This window comes from Pseudarthrobacter sp. NIBRBAC000502770, from assembly GCF_006517815.1.
Taxonomy (GTDB): domain Bacteria; phylum Actinomycetota; class Actinomycetes; order Actinomycetales; family Micrococcaceae; genus Arthrobacter; species Arthrobacter niigatensis.
On record NZ_CP041198.1, the window covers coordinates 1,013,504 to 1,030,534 of the forward strand.

The 17,031-nt window shown below is 66.3% G+C and carries 15 protein-coding genes; 9 read left to right on the forward strand and 6 right to left on the reverse strand.

What is annotated here, in order from left to right:
* The first annotated feature begins 21 nt into the window (after positions 1-21).
* The 4 genes from NIBR502770_RS04960 to NIBR502770_RS04975 all read left to right on the forward strand — a co-directional run bounded on the left by NIBR502770_RS04960 (position 22) and on the right by NIBR502770_RS04975 (position 4,088).
* Positions 22-1,797, forward strand: coding sequence for a CTP synthase (locus NIBR502770_RS04960; protein ID WP_141160918.1), 1,776 nt, complete (start codon positions 22-24; stop codon positions 1,795-1,797).
* Between the two features lie 25 nt (positions 1,798-1,822).
* Positions 1,823-2,482: an NUDIX hydrolase gene (locus NIBR502770_RS04965; protein ID WP_141160917.1), complete on the forward strand. Its 660-nt coding sequence runs from the start codon at positions 1,823-1,825 to the stop codon at positions 2,480-2,482.
* Positions 2,482-3,519 carry a site-specific tyrosine recombinase XerD gene (gene xerD / locus NIBR502770_RS04970; RefSeq protein ID WP_210411252.1) on the forward strand — a complete coding sequence of 346 codons (1,038 nt, stop codon included), beginning with the start codon at positions 2,482-2,484 and terminating at the stop codon, positions 3,517-3,519. The genes NIBR502770_RS04965 and xerD overlap by 1 nt, the downstream gene beginning before the upstream one ends.
* A 62-nt stretch (positions 3,520-3,581) precedes the next feature.
* Entirely contained in the window at positions 3,582-4,088 is a 507-nt protein-coding gene (locus tag NIBR502770_RS04975) for an 8-oxo-dGTP diphosphatase (protein WP_141160916.1), read from the forward strand.
* 62 nt (positions 4,089-4,150) lie between these two features.
* Here the strand turns inward: NIBR502770_RS04975 and NIBR502770_RS04980 are convergent, their stop codons facing one another.
* The 4 genes from NIBR502770_RS04980 to NIBR502770_RS04995 all read right to left on the reverse strand — a co-directional run bounded on the left by NIBR502770_RS04980 (position 4,151) and on the right by NIBR502770_RS04995 (position 8,436).
* Positions 4,151-5,290 carry a bifunctional 2-methylcitrate synthase/citrate synthase gene (locus NIBR502770_RS04980; protein ID WP_141160915.1) on the reverse strand — a complete coding sequence of 380 codons (1,140 nt, stop codon included), beginning with the start codon at positions 5,288-5,290 and terminating at the stop codon, positions 4,151-4,153.
* 74 nt (positions 5,291-5,364) lie between these two features.
* Positions 5,365-6,267: a methylisocitrate lyase gene (gene prpB / locus NIBR502770_RS04985; RefSeq protein ID WP_141181211.1), complete on the reverse strand. Its 903-nt coding sequence runs from the start codon at positions 6,265-6,267 to the stop codon at positions 5,365-5,367.
* Positions 6,267-7,787, reverse strand: coding sequence for an MmgE/PrpD family protein (locus NIBR502770_RS04990; protein WP_141181212.1), 1,521 nt, complete (start codon positions 7,785-7,787; stop codon positions 6,267-6,269). The genes prpB and NIBR502770_RS04990 overlap by 1 nt, the downstream gene beginning before the upstream one ends.
* Entirely contained in the window at positions 7,780-8,436 is a 657-nt protein-coding gene (locus tag NIBR502770_RS04995) for a GntR family transcriptional regulator (protein ID WP_141181213.1), read from the reverse strand. Before NIBR502770_RS04995 ends, NIBR502770_RS04990 begins: the two co-directional genes overlap by 8 nt.
* Before the next feature lie 172 nt (positions 8,437-8,608).
* Here NIBR502770_RS04995 and NIBR502770_RS05000 point away from each other — a divergent pair, with 172 nt between their 5' ends.
* Positions 8,609-10,510, forward strand: coding sequence for a propionyl-CoA synthetase (locus NIBR502770_RS05000; RefSeq protein ID WP_141181214.1), 1,902 nt, complete (start codon positions 8,609-8,611; stop codon positions 10,508-10,510).
* Positions 10,511-10,543: 33 nt separating this feature from the next.
* Here the strand turns inward: NIBR502770_RS05000 and NIBR502770_RS05005 are convergent, their stop codons facing one another.
* Both NIBR502770_RS05005 and NIBR502770_RS05010 read right to left on the reverse strand, forming a co-directional pair.
* Positions 10,544-11,257, reverse strand: a complete 714-nt coding sequence (locus NIBR502770_RS05005; protein WP_141160910.1) for a response regulator — start codon at positions 11,255-11,257, stop codon at positions 10,544-10,546.
* Positions 11,254-12,888: a sensor histidine kinase gene (locus tag NIBR502770_RS05010; RefSeq protein WP_141181215.1), complete on the reverse strand. Its 1,635-nt coding sequence runs from the start codon at positions 12,886-12,888 to the stop codon at positions 11,254-11,256. Before NIBR502770_RS05010 ends, NIBR502770_RS05005 begins: the two co-directional genes overlap by 4 nt.
* A gap of 158 nt (positions 12,889-13,046) precedes the next feature.
* Between NIBR502770_RS05010 and NIBR502770_RS05015 the strand changes: the two genes are divergently transcribed.
* From NIBR502770_RS05015 to NIBR502770_RS05030, 4 genes are all read left to right on the forward strand, one after another.
* On the forward strand, positions 13,047-14,390 hold the full coding sequence (locus tag NIBR502770_RS05015) for a cation:dicarboxylate symporter family transporter (protein WP_141160908.1): 1,344 nt from the start codon (positions 13,047-13,049) through the stop codon (positions 14,388-14,390).
* Positions 14,391-14,620: 230 nt separating this feature from the next.
* A complete protein-coding gene (locus tag NIBR502770_RS05020) occupies positions 14,621-15,520 on the forward strand; it encodes a ParA family protein (RefSeq protein ID WP_056331794.1) in 900 nt (299 codons plus the stop codon).
* A gap of 7 nt (positions 15,521-15,527) precedes the next feature.
* Entirely contained in the window at positions 15,528-16,343 is an 816-nt protein-coding gene (locus NIBR502770_RS05025; protein ID WP_141160907.1) for a ScpA family protein, read from the forward strand.
* On the forward strand, positions 16,340-17,011 hold the full coding sequence (locus NIBR502770_RS05030; protein WP_141181216.1) for an SMC-Scp complex subunit ScpB: 672 nt from the start codon (positions 16,340-16,342) through the stop codon (positions 17,009-17,011). Before NIBR502770_RS05025 ends, NIBR502770_RS05030 begins: the two co-directional genes overlap by 4 nt.
* Positions 17,012-17,031: the final 20 nt, after the last annotated feature.

The following is a 17,031-nucleotide window of genomic DNA, read 5'->3' on the forward strand; positions in this document are numbered from 1 at the left end:
AGCCACGGGACGGCGCAATTGATGATAGGCTCGAATTCCGTGGTGCAGCGATCAAATTCCCGTGTAAATTCCCGGTTCCCGGGCTCCTCCAAGATGACTAAGCACATCTTCGTCACCGGCGGTGTGGCATCCTCCCTCGGCAAGGGACTGACGGCATCCAGCCTCGGTCACCTGCTCCGGGCCCGCGGCCTGTCCGTCACGATGCAGAAGCTCGATCCCTACCTGAACGTGGATCCGGGCACGATGAACCCCTTCCAGCACGGTGAGGTCTTCGTCACGGACGACGGCGCCGAGACGGACCTGGACATCGGGCATTACGAGCGCTTCCTTGACGAAAACCTCGAAGGTTCGGCCAACGTGACCACCGGGCAGGTCTACTCCACTGTGATCGCCAAGGAACGGCGCGGCGAATACCTCGGCGACACCGTCCAGGTCATTCCGCACATCACGGACGAGATCAAGCGCCGCATGCGGCTGCCCGCCGAGGGCAAGAACGCCCCGGACGTGATCATTACCGAAATCGGCGGCACCGTTGGCGACATCGAGTCCCAGCCGTTCCTCGAGTCGGCCCGCCAGGTCCGCCAGGATGTTGGCCGCGGCAACGTCTTCTTCGTGCACGTCTCGCTGGTCCCGTACATCGGACCGTCCCAGGAACTGAAGACCAAGCCCACGCAGCACTCGGTGGCAGCACTGCGCTCCATCGGCATCCAGCCCGAAGCCATCGTGATCCGGTCCGACCGCGAGATCCCCGAGGCCATGCGCGCCAAGATCGGCCGCATGTGCGACGTCGACCTCGAAGCAGTCATCGGCTGCCCGGACGCTCCCAGCATCTACGACATCCCCAAGACGCTGCACTCCCAGGGCCTGGACTCCTACATCGTCCGCGCCCTGGACCTGCCGTTCAAGGACGTGGACTGGACCAGCTGGGACCGCCTCCTGGAGGCCGTCCACAACCCCAAGCACCAGGTCGAAATCGCGCTGGTGGGCAAGTACATCGACCTTCCGGATGCCTATCTCTCGGTCACGGAGGCCCTCCGCGCCGGCGGCTTCGCCAACGAGGCCAAGGTCAAGATCCGGTGGGTTCCCTCAGACGAGTGCGAAACCCGGGAGGGTGCCATCAAGGCGCTCGACGGCGTGGACGCCATCTGCGTGCCGGGCGGCTTCGGCATCCGCGGCCTCGAAGGCAAGCTCGGTGCTTTGAAGTTCGCCCGCGAAACCAAGCTGCCTGTGCTGGGCCTGTGCCTTGGCCTGCAGTGCATGGTCATCGAGTACGCCCGCAACGTGGTGGGCCTGGAAGGTGCCTCCTCCAGCGAGTTCGAGCCGGATTCCAAGTACCCGGTCATCGCCACCATGGAAGAGCAGCTGGAGTTCGTCGAAGGCCGCGGCGACCTCGGCGGCACCATGCGCCTCGGACTCTACGAAGCCAAGCTGGACGAGGGCTCGGTCATCGCCGGCACCTACGGCAAGACCACGGTCAGCGAACGCCACCGGCACCGCTACGAGGTCAACAACAAGTACCGCGAGCAGATTGCCGGGAAGGGCCTGGTCTTCTCCGGCACCTCCCCGGACGGCAAGCTCGTCGAATTCGTTGAGCTGCCTGCCGACGTCCACCCGTACTACGTCGCAACGCAGGCGCACCCCGAGCTGAGCTCGCGGCCCACCCGCCCGCACCCGCTGTTCACCGGCCTGATCAAGGCGGCCCTGGACCACCAGGGCGCGGGCCAGCAGGCCACTGCCGACACGGCTGCCCCCGCGGCGGAGGAGCCTGCAGTATCGGGTAGCGTTACCGCTAAGTAGTCAACAGAACAAAAAGGACGGCGCGATGCCTGGTACACCTGAAGCCACCCCTGCCAAACAGGTTTCGGATGCACCAAGCCCGCGCCGTCTTTTGTCCACGGAGAAGGTCTACCAGGGCAGGATCTGGGACGTCGTCAGTGATACCTTCCAGCTCTCCGAGTCCGGCGACGCCCTCACCCGCGACTACATCGACCACCCGGGCGCCGTCGCTGTCCTGCCCATGAATGACGAAGGCCAGGTCCTGCTGCTGAAGCAGTACCGGCACCCCGTTGGCATGGATCTTTGGGAAGTCCCCGCGGGCCTGCTGGACGTCGAAGGCGAGGACTTCGTGGTGGGGGCGGCGCGGGAACTCGCCGAAGAAGCGGACCTGGCGGCAGGCACCTGGAACGTCCTGGCCGATGTCTTCAATTCCCCCGGATCGTCCAGCGAGGCCATCCGCATCTACCTGGCCCGCGACCTCACCGAGGTGCCGCACCACGAACGCCACGAGCGGACGGACGAGGAAGCGGAGATCGAATTCCACTGGATCAGCCTGGACGATGCCGTGGCCTCCGTCCTGGCCGGCCGCCTGCATAACCCTTCCGCCGTCGTCGGGATCCTTGCCGCTGCCGCTGCCCGTTCTTCCAGCTATGAGGGACTCCGCCCCGCCGACGCCCCCTGGCCCGCCCACCCCAGCCAGCGCTGATGGTGCCTGGTCCATCGGCTGAAGCGGTCCCGGAGGCCGAGCGGGCCCCGGACGCCGCCTCAGCGGACGGGGCAACAGCAGGCGGCGCCCCGGACCCCGTCCCGGCCGCGATCGACCGTGGAATCACCGACTATCTCCAGCACCTCGGCGTCGAACGCGGGCTGGCCGCGAACACGCTCGCAGCCTACCGGCGGGACCTGGCCAGGTACGCCCGCTACCTCGCCGGAGCCGGCTGCACACGCCCCGGTGACATCACCCGGCACCACGTGACGGGGTACGTCCGTGCCCTCTCGGACGGGTCCGACGGCGGCTCGGCCCTGGGCGTGCGTTCCGCCGCCCGGACCGTGGTGGCCGTCCGGGGCCTGCACAAGTTCTGGGCCCTGGAGGGCCACACCACGGCGGATCCAGCCAGCGAGGTACACCCGCCCATGGCCGGCAAGCGGCTCCCCAAAGCCATCAGCGTCGCTGAAGTGACCCGCATCCTCGAAGCGGCAGGAACTGACACCGCCACCGGGCTGAGGGACCGCGCCCTGCTTGAATTCCTTTACTCCACCGGGGCCAGGATCAGCGAAGCGGTGGGACTGGACGTTGACGACATCTCCCTCGCCGAACCGGGATCCGGGCCCGCGATCGTCCGCCTGTTCGGCAAGGGGTCAAAGGAACGCCTGGTGCCGCTGGGCTCCTACGGGGCCCGGGCACTCGATGCCTACCTGGTCCGCGGGCGTCCGCTGCTTGCCGCCAAAGGCAAGGGCACGCCCGCGCTGTTCCTCAATGCCCGCGGCGGGCGGATCAGCCGCCAGAGTGCCTGGACCATCCTGAAGGCGGCGGCGGAGAAGGCCAACATCACCCGCGACGTGTCACCGCACACGCTGCGCCACTCCTTCGCCACCCACCTTCTGGAAGGCGGCGCGGACGTCCGCGTGGTGCAGGAACTGCTGGGCCACGCATCCGTGACCACTACCCAGGTGTACACCCTGGTCACCGCCGATACGCTGCGCGAGATTTACGCCGCGGCCCACCCACGGGCACTGGGCTAGGACCCGCGGACACGAACGACAGGGGCGGTCACCGGCGCCCGCCCTGACATTAAGCTGGTGCCATGACCGCAGCCGCTGTGACCCTATGCTTCCTTCTCCGTGATGGGGAGAACGGTTCCGAGGTCCTTCTGGGGCTCAAGCAGACGGGGTTTGGCAAAGGCAAAATCGTGGGCATTGGCGGCCATGTGGAACCGGGGGAGTCGCACGCGCAGGCCGTGGTGCGGGAAGTCCTGGAAGAAACCGGTGTGGTCCTGCGGCAGGAAGACCTCCGTGATGCCGGCAGCGTGCACTTTGTCTTCCCGTCCCGGCCTGAGTGGGACATGGAAACCAGCCTGTTCACTGCCCGCACCTGGGAGGGCGAACCGGAACCCAGCGACGAAATCCTCCCCGGCTGGTTCCGCGTGGACACCCTTCCCGTGGACCGGATGTGGCAGGACGCGGACCACTGGCTTCCGGTGGTGCTGGAAGGCCGGAAGGTCAACGTGGTGGTCACCATGGCCACGGACAATGAGTCGGTCGCCTCATCGCGCAGCCTCCTGGGCCAGGCGGGCCGCCCACTGGACAGCTAAACCGCCGACGGCGGGGCAGGCACCAAAGTGCCCGCCCCGCCGTCGGGCGTTCCACGCCAGCGCTAGGGAAGGTGCCGTTCCTCCACGCCGTTGTATTCGCTCAGCGGCCGGATCAGGGAGTTGGCGTCCAGCTGCTCCATGATGTGCGCGGTCCAGCCCGTGATCCGGCTGGCCACGAACAGGGGAGTGAAGGTTGGGGTGTCGAAGCCCATCAGGTGGTAGGTGGGCCCGGCCGGGTAGTCCAGGTTCGGCTTGATGGCCTTGGCCTCGTCCATCGCAGTTTCCAGGCCGTTGTACAGGCCCAGCAGTTCGGGGCGGCCGTAGTGGGCAATCATCTTGTCCAGGGCGGCCTTCATGGTGGGAACCCGGGAATCGCCGTGCTTGTAGACGCGGTGGCCGAAGCCCATGACCTTCTTCTTTTGCGCCAGGGCGTCCTCCATCCAGGCCTTGGCCCGCGCCGCAGCCTCCTCGAGGGACTCCTCCTGCCGGATGCCGATCTCGTCGAACGTGTGCATCACAGCTTCGTTCGCTCCGCCGTGCAGCGGTCCCTTGAGGGCACCAATGGCTCCGGTCACTGCCGAATGCAGGTCCGAAAGCGTCGAGGTGATGACGCGGGCGGTGAACGTGGATGCGTTGAAGGAGTGCTCGGCGTAGAGGATCATCGAGACGTTGAAGGCCTCCACCACCTCCGGAACCTGCTCCTCGCCGAAGGCCATCCACAGGAAGTTGGCCGAATAGCCCAGGTCATCACGCGGCTCCACGAGCTCCTGGCCGTGGCGGCGGCGCTGGTCATAGGCCACCACGGCCGGCATGGCGGCGAACAGGTCAACGGCCTTGGCCATGTTGGCCTCGCGCGAGGAGTCCTCTGCCTGCGGATGCCTGGCACCCATCACGGAGGCCGCGGTCCGGCAGACGTCCATCGGGTGCGAGGTCACCGGCAAGGCGTCGATGACCTGCTTGACCACCGGGTCAAGGGCGCGGCCCGCGCGTTCCCTCGCGGTAAACTCCGCCAACTGCTCCGTGGTGGGCAATTCGCCGTTCCAGAGCAGGTAGGCCACTTCCTCGAAGCTGCACCGGGCGGCCAGCTCCTGGACCGGGTACCCGCGGTAGAGCAGGGAGTTGGTGTCAGGGTTGACCTTGGAGACGGCGGTGTAATCCACCACGACGCCGGCGAGGCCCTTTTTGATCTCATTTTCAGCCATTGCTGAAACTCCTTTGTTCCTAAAGCCAGGTGTCCGGCAGGTGCCGGCGTTCCGGTGTGGTGCCAGGGCGGATGTCAGGTTCCGGGGATCCGGAAGTTGAAGACCCCGGTGTCAAAGTGGTTGTAGGCCTCGTAGTCAACAAGGTCGTAGAGCCGGGCACGGGTCAGCATGCTTGGAACCTGTGCCTCCTGGGTGCCGTCGGATTTGATCGATTCCAGAGTACGCTCAGCAGCGCCCATGGCACTACGGAGCAGGGTGACCGGATAAATGACCATGTTGACGCCCACGCCGGCCAGTTCGTCCACGGTAAACAGTGCGCTCTTGCCGAACTCGGTCATGTTGGCCAGGATCGGCACATCCACCGCGTCCCTGATGGCCTTGAACTCGCTGAGGTCCTTCATGGCCTCGGGAAAGATCGCGTCTGCGCCGGCTTCAACCAGGGCTTTGGCCCGCTGCTGCGCCGCCTCCAGCCCATCGGTGGCGCGGATGTCGGTGCGGGCCATGATGAGGAAGTTCGGATCGCGGCGGGCATCCGCTGCGGCCCGGATCCGCTTGGTGGCGGTATCCAGGTCCACCACGTTCTTGCCGTCCAGGTGGCCGCAGCGCTTCGGGTTGAACTGGTCCTCGATGTGCAGGCCGGCCAGGCCGGCGTTTTCCAGCTCCTGCACCGTGCGGGCCACGTTCATCGGCTCACCGAAGCCGGTGTCGGCGTCGACGATCGAAGGCAGTTCGGTCATGCGGGCGATCTGCCCGGCCCGGGTGGCTACCTCGGTCAGGGTGGTCAGGCCGATGTCCGGCAGGCCAAGGTCGTTGGCAAGGACCGCGCCGGAAATGTAGACCCCGGCGAAGCCCTTTTCCTCGATGAGCCGGGCGGAGAGTGGATTGAACGCGCCCGGAAACTGCTGGATGGTGCCGGAGGACAGCAGTTCCCGGAACCGGATCCGCTTCTGCTCGGGGGTGGTCTTCGAATACAGCATCAGAAGAGTCCCTTCGGTGCCGCGGCCAGGTCGATGACCCCGGGCGCTGCAGTGATGTTCAGCTGGTCCAGCTCGCCGGCGGCCAGTTCGGGGAGGCGTTCGACGGCGGCGAGGAACCTTTCGATTTCAGCCTCCTCCACCAGCCCGGCGGCGAGGGTGCGGAACTTGTTGACGTACTGCCCGCGGGCGAAAGGCCGGGCGCCCAGCGGGTGGGCGTCGGCGACGGCGATCTGGTCGGTGATGACCGTACCGTCCTTCAGCGTGATCTCCACGGAGCCACCGAAGGCCTTCTCTGCGATGTCCAGGGAGTGGTAGCGCCGGGTCCACTCCGCGTCCTCCTCCGTGGTCACCTTGTGCCACAGTTCCACGGTGTCCGGCCGTGCGGCGCGTTCCGGTGCGTAGGAGTCCACGTGGTGCCAGGCGCCGTCCTGCAGGGCAACGGTGAAGATGTACGGGATGGAGTGGTCCAGGGTTTCCCGGCTGGCGGTGGGGCTGTACTTCTGGGGGTCGTTGGCGCCGGAGCCGATCACGTAGTGGGTGTGGTGGCTGGTCTTGATCAGGACTGATTCGACGTTGGCCGGGTCAGTCACCTCTGGATGTTCACGGTGCAGCTTGCGTGCCAGGTCGATCCAGGCCTGCGCCTGGTACTCGGCGGAGTGTTCCTTGGTGTAGGTGTCCAGGATGGCACGCTTGGCTTCGCCCGGGGTGGGGAGCGGGACCATGTAGGACGCGTCCGGACCGTCGAGCATCCAGGCGATGACGCCGTCTTCGCCTTCGTAGATCGGCACCGGTGAAGTCTGGCCGCGCATGGCCCGGTCGGCTGATTCGATGGCCATCTTGCCGGCGAACGCCGGGGCGTGGGCCTTCCAGGTGGAGATCTCGCCCTTGCGTGACTGCCGGGTCGCCGTGGTGGTGTGCAGTGCCTGGCCCACCGACTGGAAGATGGTTTCGACGTCGAGGTCCAGCAGTGTGCCGATACCTGCGGCAGCCGAGGGGCCGAGGTGCGCGACGTGGTCGATCTTGTGCTTGTGCAGGCAGATCGCCTTGACCAGGTTGACCTGGATCTCGTAGCCGGTGGTGATGCCGCGGACCAGGTCGTGGCCGCTGGCGCCAACGTGCTGGGCAACGGCAAGGATCGGGGGAATGTTGTCACCGGGGTGGGAGTACTCGGCTGCCAGGAAAGTGTCGTGGTAGTCGAGTTCGCGGACGGCCACCCCGTTTGCCCAGGCAGCCCATTCCGGTGCAACCCGTTCCTCGATGCCGAAGACCTTGGAGCCCTTGCCGCCGGTGCTGGGACCGTGGGTAAGGGCCTGGGCCCGGGCCGCGACGATCGGAGCACGGTTCAGTGAGGCGATGGCCACCGAGGCGTTGTCGATGATGCGGTTGATCACCATGTCCGTCACTTCGTCCGTGACGGCGACGGGATCTGCCGCCACCTGGGCGATCTTGTAGGCAAGCTGGTCCTCGCGGGGGAGGTTTTCTTCGCTCTTGTAGACGCGGACGTGGTGTTCCTTAACCATGGTGCTCCTTCGGGTGGGATGCGTGGGTCGCTTTGACGTGGGAGAGGCTGCGGTGCAGGTGGACGATCGTTGCCGCCTCGGCGAGTGCCGGGTTGCCGGCGGCGATGGCCTCCGCGATGGCGGCGTGCTCGGCTGCCGCGGCGGTCAGGCGGTTGGCGTCGTCGGCGGCCAGCCGGCGGATCCGGACCAGGTGCACGCGCAGGCTGCGCATGGCCTGGGCCAGGTAGGAGTTTGAGATGGCGGCGTCGATGGCTGTGTCCAGCCTGCCCACCAGTTCGTAGTAATCATGCAGGGCGGGGTCCCCGCCGTTGATCAGCGCGGGGGCATTGAGCAGTTCGCACTGCAGGCGCTCAAAGGTGGCGGTATCCCCGCGCCGGGCAGCCAGTGCCGCGGCCTTGCCCTCCAGGGTTTGGCGCAGTTCGAACAGTTCGTCGATGTCCTCCAGGGAGATGTCGGTGACGACGACGCCGCGGCCGCCCGCCGTCGTGAGCCCTTCCGCCGTGAGGCGGCCCAGCGCCTCCCGCAGCGGTGTGCGCGAGACGCCAAGGCGTTCGGACTGTTCCACCTCGGCCAGGACGGTGCCGGGCGCAAGGCGCCATTCGATGATGTCGTCCCGCAGCGCCGCGTAGGCCTTGTCGCTGGCTCGCATGGTGTCCTCCTTCCTCGGTGACACCATCAGTGTATACACAGCCGAAGAAAAGAGGCCAGCAGTTTTTAGAAATAGCGGAGTTGGGCGCAACTCTGTATACAAAACTCTTGTCGGCTGCCCCTGCCGGCGTCTACCATGGGCAGCATCACAACGTCGTGGACGGGATAACCTCATGGTCACCAACAGCTACCGGGACAGCTACCGCCGCAGTGTCGAACAGCCGGAAGAATTTTGGCTGGAGGCAGCGCAAAAAATCTCCTGGACGTCTCCGCCCGGCAGGGCCCTGGACTCCAGCCGGGCGCCGCTGTACAGCTGGTTCCCTGACGGAGCCCTGAATACCTGCTATAACGCCCTGGACCGGCACGTGGCAGAAGGCCGCGGAGGGCAGGACGCCCTGATCCATGACTCCGCCATGCTGGGAACGCAGCAGCGCTACACGTATGCGGAACTGACGGACCTCGTGGCACGCTTTGCCGGCGTGCTGCGGAGCCACGGGGTCGGCAAGGGAGACCGTGTGGTGATTTACATGCCCATGATCCCGGAAGCTGCCATCGCCATGCTGGCCACCGCCCGGCTTGGTGCGGTGCACTCAGTGGTTTTTGGCGGCTTCGCACCGAAGGAGCTTGCCGCGCGAATCCGCGATGCCGCGCCCGCTGCGGTGGTCACCGCGTCCGGCGGCATCGAACCGTCCCGGCGCATCGAGTACCTCCCGGCGGTCGCCGAGGCCCTTGGGCTGGCCGGCGCGCCGGACATCCCAGTCCTGGTCAAGGCACGCGCCGGCTTCGTGTCGGCCGCTGCGGACCACGCCGGCTGGCTGGACTGGGACACGGCCATGGACTCGGCCGAGCCTGTGGCCCCTGTCGCCGTGCAGGCCACGGACCCGCTCTACATCCTGTACACCTCCGGGACCACCGGCGCGCCCAAGGGGGTGGTTCGCGACAACGGCGGCCACGCCGTCGCCCTGCGCTGGACCATGGAAAATATCTACGACATCGGCCCCGGTGACGTCATGTGGACTGCGTCGGACGTCGGCTGGGTGGTGGGGCATTCCTACATCGTCTATGGGCCGCTGCTGGCCGGGGCCACCACCGTGATGTACGAAGGAAAGCCGGTTGGCACGCCCGACGCCGGGGCGTTCTGGCGCGTGGTGCAGGACCACCGGGTCAACGTGCTGTTCACCGCACCAACGGCACTGCGGGCCATCCGCAAGGCCGATCCTGAAGCATCGCTGCTGCGAAACTACGATGTCTCCAGCCTGCGGACGCTGTTCGCCGCCGGCGAGCGGCTGGACACGGACACGTTCCACTGGGCCTCCCGGGTCCTGGGCGTGCCCGTGGTGGACCATTGGTGGCAAACCGAGACCGGCTGGGCCATTTGCTCCAATCCGCGTGGACTGGAGCCGCTGCCCATCAAGGCTGGTTCCCCGACCGTTCCGATGCCAGGGTTCCGGCTGCAGGTCCTTGACGGCGGGGGCGGGGAAGTCGAACCGGGGATCGAAGGCAACATCGTGCTGGGGCTGCCCCTTCCGCCGGGCACCCTGACCACCCTGTGGGGAAACGACGAACGTTTCATCTCGTCCTACCTCCAGGCTTTCGACGGCTGCTACGCCACAGGCGATTCCGGCTACCGCGATGAGGACGGGTACCTGTTCGTCATGGGCCGCACCGACGACATCATCAACGTTGCCGGCCACCGGCTGTCCACCGGCGCCATGGAACAGGTGATCGGCCAGCACCCTGCCGTCGCCGAGTGCGCCGTGATCGGGCTCGCCGACCCCCTCAAGGGCCAGCGCCCCAGCGGCTACGTGGTGCTCAAATCCGGGGTCGACATCCCCGAAGACGTCCTGGCCAAGGACCTGGTGGCACTGGTTCGGCGGGACATCGGTGCCGTGGCGGACTTCAAGCATGTGACGGTGGTGGACGCGCTGCCTAAGACCCGGTCCGGAAAGATCCTGCGCAAGACCATGCGCCAGATCGCCGACGGCGACGAATATACGGTGCCCTCCACCATCGAGGATCCGGGCGTCATTGACCAGCTGATCGGCGCCCTCCGGGGCGGGACGGACGCCGGCTGACGGCACCGCCGGGAAATCCAGCCCTGCAATTCGTCAGCGGGCGTTCCAGCGGTACTCGTTTTCCGGCCGTCCCGGGGTTCCGTAGCGGGCGGTCCGGGAAACCGTGCCGGCGTCGGCCAGATACTCCAGGTAGCGCCGCGCCGTCACCCGGGACATGCCCAGCGAATCCATGACCTCGGTGGCGGACACTGCGTCGGGCTGGCCCCGGAGGAACTCCTGGACCGAGCCGAGGGTCGAGGTGGAAAGGCCCTTCGGGAGCGGAAGTTCCGACGGCGCCCGCAGGCTGGCGAACGCCTGGTCCACTTCGCTTTGCGAGGCGCCGCCCTTGCTGGGACCGCTGCCCGGATCCGCCAGTTGCTGCCGGAACTGGCGGTAGTTCTCCAGCTTGTCGGAGAACGTGGCGAACGTGAACGGCTTGATCAGGTACTGGACCACACCGATGGCAACGGCGCTGCGGACAATTGCCAGCTCACGCACGGCGGTGATGGCGATGATGTCCGCCAGGATCCCCGCCGACCGCATCCGCCGGGCGATGTCCAGGCCATGCAGGTCGGGCAGGTTCATGTCCAGCAGGACCAGTTCCACCGGCTTGCCCGCCGCAACGAATTCGTTCAGGAGCCGCAGTGCGGACTGGCCGTCCGGGGCGGTGCCCGCCAGCTCAAAACCGTCCAGCCGGCCCACGTAGGCGGCGTGGGCCGCCGAAGCGATGGCCTCGTCTTCGACGACGAGGACCCGGATGCTGCTCACTGTCTGTGCTCCTTCTCCGCGGACACCGCTGCAGGCAGGAATACTTCGAACTTGGCGCCGCGCCGGCCGTTAGTGGCCAGCGTACCGCCCAAACGCTGCACCGCCTGCCGGACCAGTGCCAGGCCAATGCCGCGGCCGCCCGCCCCTGCAGGCTTGGTGCTGAATCCGTGCCGGAAGATCTTTTCGGAATCCCCGGGGTCGATGGGAGCCCCGGAATCGTTCACGGCGATGTCCAGCCCCTCGTCGTCCGCCTCCAGCGTCAGCACCACGCGCCGCGGCGGCGGCGCATCCGCGGCCGCATCGATGGCGTTGTCCAGCAGGTTTCCCAGGATCGTCACCAGGTCCTGCACTGCAATCCCGGGTGCCGCGCCGGAGCCGAGGGTGGAGACATCCAGCTGGACGCCCCGCTCGTGGGCCTCGGCCACCTTGCCCATGACCAGTGCGCCCACCACGGGTTCGTCAATCGAGCTCACCATGTCGTCCGTCAGCTGCTGGCTCAAGGCCAGGTCCCGGGTGGCAAATTCGAGGGCTTCCCCGGTCCGGCCAAGTTCCAGGAGCGAGACCATGGTGTGAAGCCGGTTGGCGTGTTCGTGGGTCTGGGCCCGCAGCGCGTCGGACAGCGTGCGCATGGTCTGCAGTTCGTTGCCGAGGGCCTCGATCTCCGTCCGGTCCCTGAGGGTGGCCACCGTCCCGTAGACCGGAACCTTCCCGCGCGCCCCGGGGGATTCGGGGCCACGGGCAGGCCCCTGGTTCACCACCAGCACGCGCGAACCGGTCAGCACCATCTCGTCCTTGGTGGTGCGCCCGGAATCAAACAGGGCGCGCAGTTCGCTGTCCAGCGGGAGGTCCGCCAGCGACGGGGGCCGGGTGGGATCGTTACTGCCGGTGTCGGCCAGGCCAAGGAGCTCGGCAGCCTGGTCGTTGTACATCACCACGCGCTTCCTGGCATCGATAAGGATCAGCCCTTCGCGTACCGAGTGCAGGACCGATTCGTAGTAGGTGAAAAGCTGCGCCAGCTGCTCCGGCCCCCAGCCGCGCGTCACCCGGCGGAGGTACCTGCCCAGCAGCCAGGACGCAAGGGATCCGCCCACCAGCAAGGCAATGCCGACGGCGAGCAGGACCGGCAGGCGGCCGGTGAACGCAACATCGACGCTGCGGACGGTCACCCCGGCCGCCACCAGGGCCTTAACCGTTCCGCCCGCGTCCTTGACCGGAACAATGGTCCGGACCGAAGGGCCAAGGGTGCCGGCGGTGACTTCGGTGTAGGTGTGGCCGCGCAGTGCTTCATCAATGGAGCCGATGTAGGGCCGGCCCAGCTCCTCGTCCCGGGGGTGCGTCCAGCGGGTCCGGTCCGGAGCCATGATGGTGATGAAATCTATGTGGGCGGCGCTGGTGACGTCCTTGGCGTAAGGCTGCAGCAGGGCGGACGGGTCCGGCGTGGCAGCGGCCTGGAGCACCAGGGGATTGGCTGCGATCGAGGCAGCCACTCCCTCCATGCGGCGCCCCGCTTCGTCATACGTACGGTCCCGTGCATCCACGTAGGCCGCAGTCCCCACGATGGCAATGAAGGATACGACGATCAGCAGGTTCGCCAGGAAGAGCCGGCGGGCGATACTCCAGCGGTGGATCATGCTGCCTCCATCTGAATCCCGGGACTACTGCGACCAATATGAACGCAACGGTGAGCTGGATCACGGGGTGCCCAATGATGGATATCACATTGTACGGACGTGTTGAGCCCAGAGATTGCGCCGCAGCGTCTATCAGAATATCCACAAGGAGACACATCATGGCTTCTCAACGAGGAGAGTCGCTCGAGACCGCGACGCCGCGGCGCAAGGGACTGGACAAGTCCCACTACCTCTACATTGCCGTCATCGCCGCCGTCGTCCTTGGCGCGGTGGTGGGCCTGCTCTTCCCGGAGGTTGGCAAGTCGCTCAAGCCCCTGGGTGACGGCTTCGTCAAGCTCATCAAGATGATGATCGCGCCGGTCATCTTCTGCACCATCGTCCTGGGCATCGGCTCCATCGCCAAGGCGGCCACCGTCGGCAAGGTGGGCGGCCTCGCCCTGGGCTACTTCATCATCATGTCCACCTTCGCGCTGGCCATCGGCCTGGTGGTGGGCAACCTGATCCACCCGGGTGAAGGCCTGAAGCTGACGCCCTACGATCCCAACAAGAAGGCCGCCACGGACAGCACCGTGGACTTCCTGATGGGCATCATTCCCAGCGACATTCCGGTGCTGCCCACCCTGCTGGCCGCAATCCTGGTTGGCTTCGCACTTCAGAAGATGGGCGCCCAGGGCACCCCCATCCTCAAGGCCATCGGCCACGCCCAGGCCCTTGTCTTCCGCATCCTGATCATGATCATGTGGCTCGCCCCGGTTGGCGCCTTCGGCGCCATCGCCGCCGTCGTCGGAGCCACCGGCGTCCAGGCCATCGTGAGCATGTTCACCCTGATGATCGCCTTCTACATCACCTGTGCGCTGTTTATCGTCGTCATCCTGGGCGGCCTGCTGCAGGTTGTTGCCGGCGTGAACATCTTCAAGCTGATGAAGTACCTGGCCCGCGAATACCTCATCATCTTCTCCACCTCGTCTTCCGAAGCGGCGCTGCCCCGCCTGATCGCCAAGATGGAACACCTCGGCGTCTCCAAGCCCGTCGTCGGCGTCACCGTTCCCACGGGCTACTCCTTCAACCTGGACGGCACCGCCATCTACCTGACCATGGCGTCCCTTTTCGTGGCCAACGCCATGGGCACCCCGCTGGACCTCGGTGCCCAGATCTCCCTGCTGGTCTTCATGATCATCGCCTCCAAGGGGGCTGCAGGCGTCACCGGCGCCGGCCTGGCCACCCTCGCAGCCGGCCTGCAGGCACACCGCCCCGAACTGCTTGGAGGAGTGGGCATCATCGTCGGCATCGACCGCTTCATGTCCGAGGCACGGGCACTGACCAACTTCACCGGCAACGCCGTGGCCACCGTCCTGGTGGGCACCTGGGTCAAGGAGATCGACGGCGGCCAGGTTGCCCGCGTCCTCTCCGGCGAGGTTCCCTTCGACGAGCAGACCATGATCGCCGGCCACGGCGGGATGGCACCCAAGGAAGAGGGCGCACGGGAAGCCGCCAAGGCGTAGCCCCACCCGCTCAACGACACGGAACCGCCCCCGCAGCCACGCTGCGGGGGCGGTTTTACGTTGTCCCCGCGACGAACCTTCGACCTCAGCTAGAGGGTCAAGGCTCAACATTCGCGGAAAGTCAAGCTCCGTCAAATACCGTGTCGGGCGCTGTAGCCTAGGGAGCAGAACGAACGGCGCTGGTACGCCAGCGGCAGGAAATCACCGTCATCGAAAGTGTGGACAGATACGTGAGCAGCGAACAGGGTTCAGCAACTCTGGAGGGCACGGAATTCGACCTGGAAAACGCAGTGATGGGCCCCACTGGACGCCCATACCGCGAGTTCCCGGAACCTGCGCCGCTGCCCTCCCACGGTCCGGCCCGCGTCATCGCCATGGTTAACCAGAAGGGCGGCGTCGGGAAGACGACCTCCACCATCAACCTGGCCGCCGCGCTCGCCGAGTACGGCCGCCGTGTCCTGCTGGTGGACTTCGACCCCCAGGGCGCGTTGTCCGCGGGCCTCGGCGTCAACCCGCATGAGCTTGACCTCACCGTTTACAACGTCCTGATGGACCGCAAGGTGGATATCCGCGACGCCATCCACCAGACCGGTGTCGAAAACGTCGACCTGCTGCCGGCCAACATCGACCTTTCCGCGGCAGAGGTGCAGCTGGTCAATGAGGTGGCGCGCGAACAGGTCCTGGACCGTGCGCTGAAGAAGGTCGAAGACGACTACGACGTCGTGCTTATCGACTGCCAGCCTTCCCTGGGGCTCCTGACCGTCAACGCGCTCACGGCGGCCCACGGCGTCATCATTCCGCTCATCTGCGAGTTCTTCGCACTGCGTGCCGTTGCACTCCTCGTGGAAACGATCGACAAGGTGCAGGACCGGCTGAACCCCCGGCTTCAGGTGGACGGCGTGCTGGCCACCATGTACGACGCCCGGACCCTGCACAGCCGCGAAGTGATCACCCGGCTGGTGGAGGCGTTCGGCGACAAGGTCTTCGAAACCGTGATCAAGCGCTCCATCAAGTTTGCCGATGCCACCGTGGCTGCCGAGCCCATCACCAGCTATGCCGGAAACCACGTGGGTGCCGACGCCTACCGCCGGCTCGCCAAGGAGCTGATCTCCCGCGGCGGCGCACCCTAAGCACGCCGTGGCCGAATCCAAGCCCGGCTTCGAGGTCCGGCTGGCCAACTTCACGGGTCCGTTCGACCTCCTCCTGGGACTGATTGCCAAGCACCAGCTGGACATCACCGAAGTAGCCATCGCCACGGTTACGGACGAGTTCATCAAGTACATCCGCAAGCTGCAGCAGCTCGGTGAAGAATGGGCCCTGGACGAGGCAAGCGAGTTCCTGGTGATAGCCGCTACCCTCCTCGACCTCAAGGCGGCCCGGCTTCTCCCGGCAGGTGAAGTCGAGGACGACGAGGACATCGCCCTGCTGGAGGCCAGGGACCTGCTCTTTGCCCGGTTGCTCCAGTACAAGGCCTTCAAGCAGGTGGCGGGAATCCTGGGCGAAACCCTGGACCAGGAAGGGCGCCGTTTTCCACGCCAGGTGGCCCTCGAAGAGCATTTTGCGGCCATGCTTCCCGAACTCGTCTGGAAGCACACACCCCACCAGTTCGCTGCCCTGGCCGAGGCGGCCCTGAGGCCCAAGTCGCCTGCGCAGCCACCGCAGGTAGCGCTCGGCCACCTCCACGGCAGCAACGTCAGCGTCAAAGAACAGGCCGAAGTGCTGGGCCGCAGGCTGCGGGAGGAGTCGCCGCTGACCTTCCGCTCGCTGATTGCCGATGCCGGTTCTACCCTGGTGGTCGTGGCCAGGTTCCTGGCACTCCTGGAACTGTTCCGGGACCGGGCCGTCTCATTCGACCAGCTGTCCCCGCTGGCGGACCTCGCCGTCCACTGGACGGCCGACCGCCCGGACTGGTCGGCGGAAAACCTAAGCGAAGAATTCGAGGAGCAACTGTGAACCCGTCACAGGACACGCCGCAGCAGGACGCCACCGGCCACGGGCCGGACTTCGCCCACCTTCCCGGCGGGGCCAAGGCTGCCCTGGAAGCGGTCCTCATGGTTCTGGACGAGCCGGCCACTGAGGAGGAGCTGGCGGCGGGAGTAGGGCTGACGGTCCACGCGGTCCGCTCCCTGCTGGCAGAACTGGAACGCGAGTATAACGGCTATACTGTTAAAGCCCCGGAGGTGGAGAGTGCCAGCAGCGCTGGTATCGGATCCAGTCCCCGGGGTTTTGAATTGCGGAACATCGCCGGTGGCTGGCGCATCTACTCCCGCGCGGAATTTGCCGACATTGTGGGCAAGTACGTGCTTGAGGGGCAGACTGCCAGGCTTACCCAGGCGGCATTGGAAACACTGGCAGTCATCGCGTACCGCCAGCCCGTTTCCCGGGCGCGCGTGTCTGCAATTCGCGGGGTCAATGTTGACTCTGTCGTACGGACGCTGGCCCAACGGGGGCTGGTCGAGGACGCGGGAACGGATCCCGAGTCCGGCGCAATCCTCTACCGGACTACCTCGTATTTCCTCGAACGGATGGGGATCAGTTCAGTGGAGGACCTGCCCAACCTGTCGCCGCACCTTCCGGGGCTCGACGGGATCGCAGAGTTCTACGACGCCGGGACGATGTAGGCAGGACACCCCTGCCCGCA

Coding starts and splice junctions, on each gene's coding strand:
- NIBR502770_RS04960 (WP_141160918.1), top strand. CDS start 22: ATGATAGGCTCGAATTCCGTGGTGCAGCGATCAAATTCCCGTGTAAAT.
- xerD (WP_210411252.1), top strand. CDS start 2,482: ATGGTGCCTGGTCCATCGGCTGAAGCGGTCCCGGAGGCCGAGCGGGCC.
- NIBR502770_RS05015 (WP_141160908.1), top strand. CDS start 13,047: ATGGCTTCTCAACGAGGAGAGTCGCTCGAGACCGCGACGCCGCGGCGC.
- NIBR502770_RS04980 (WP_141160915.1), bottom strand. CDS start 5,290: ATGGCTGAAAATGAGATCAAAAAGGGCCTCGCCGGCGTCGTGGTGGAT.
- NIBR502770_RS05000 (WP_141181214.1), top strand. CDS start 8,609: ATGGTCACCAACAGCTACCGGGACAGCTACCGCCGCAGTGTCGAACAG.
- NIBR502770_RS04975 (WP_141160916.1), top strand. CDS start 3,582: ATGACCGCAGCCGCTGTGACCCTATGCTTCCTTCTCCGTGATGGGGAG.
- NIBR502770_RS05010 (WP_141181215.1), bottom strand. CDS start 12,888: ATGATCCACCGCTGGAGTATCGCCCGCCGGCTCTTCCTGGCGAACCTG.
- NIBR502770_RS04965 (WP_141160917.1), top strand. CDS start 1,823: ATGCCTGGTACACCTGAAGCCACCCCTGCCAAACAGGTTTCGGATGCA.
- prpB (WP_141181211.1), bottom strand. CDS start 6,267: ATGCTGTATTCGAAGACCACCCCCGAGCAGAAGCGGATCCGGTTCCGG.
- NIBR502770_RS04990 (WP_141181212.1), bottom strand. CDS start 7,787: ATGGTTAAGGAACACCACGTCCGCGTCTACAAGAGCGAAGAAAACCTC.
- NIBR502770_RS04995 (WP_141181213.1), bottom strand. CDS start 8,436: ATGCGAGCCAGCGACAAGGCCTACGCGGCGCTGCGGGACGACATCATC.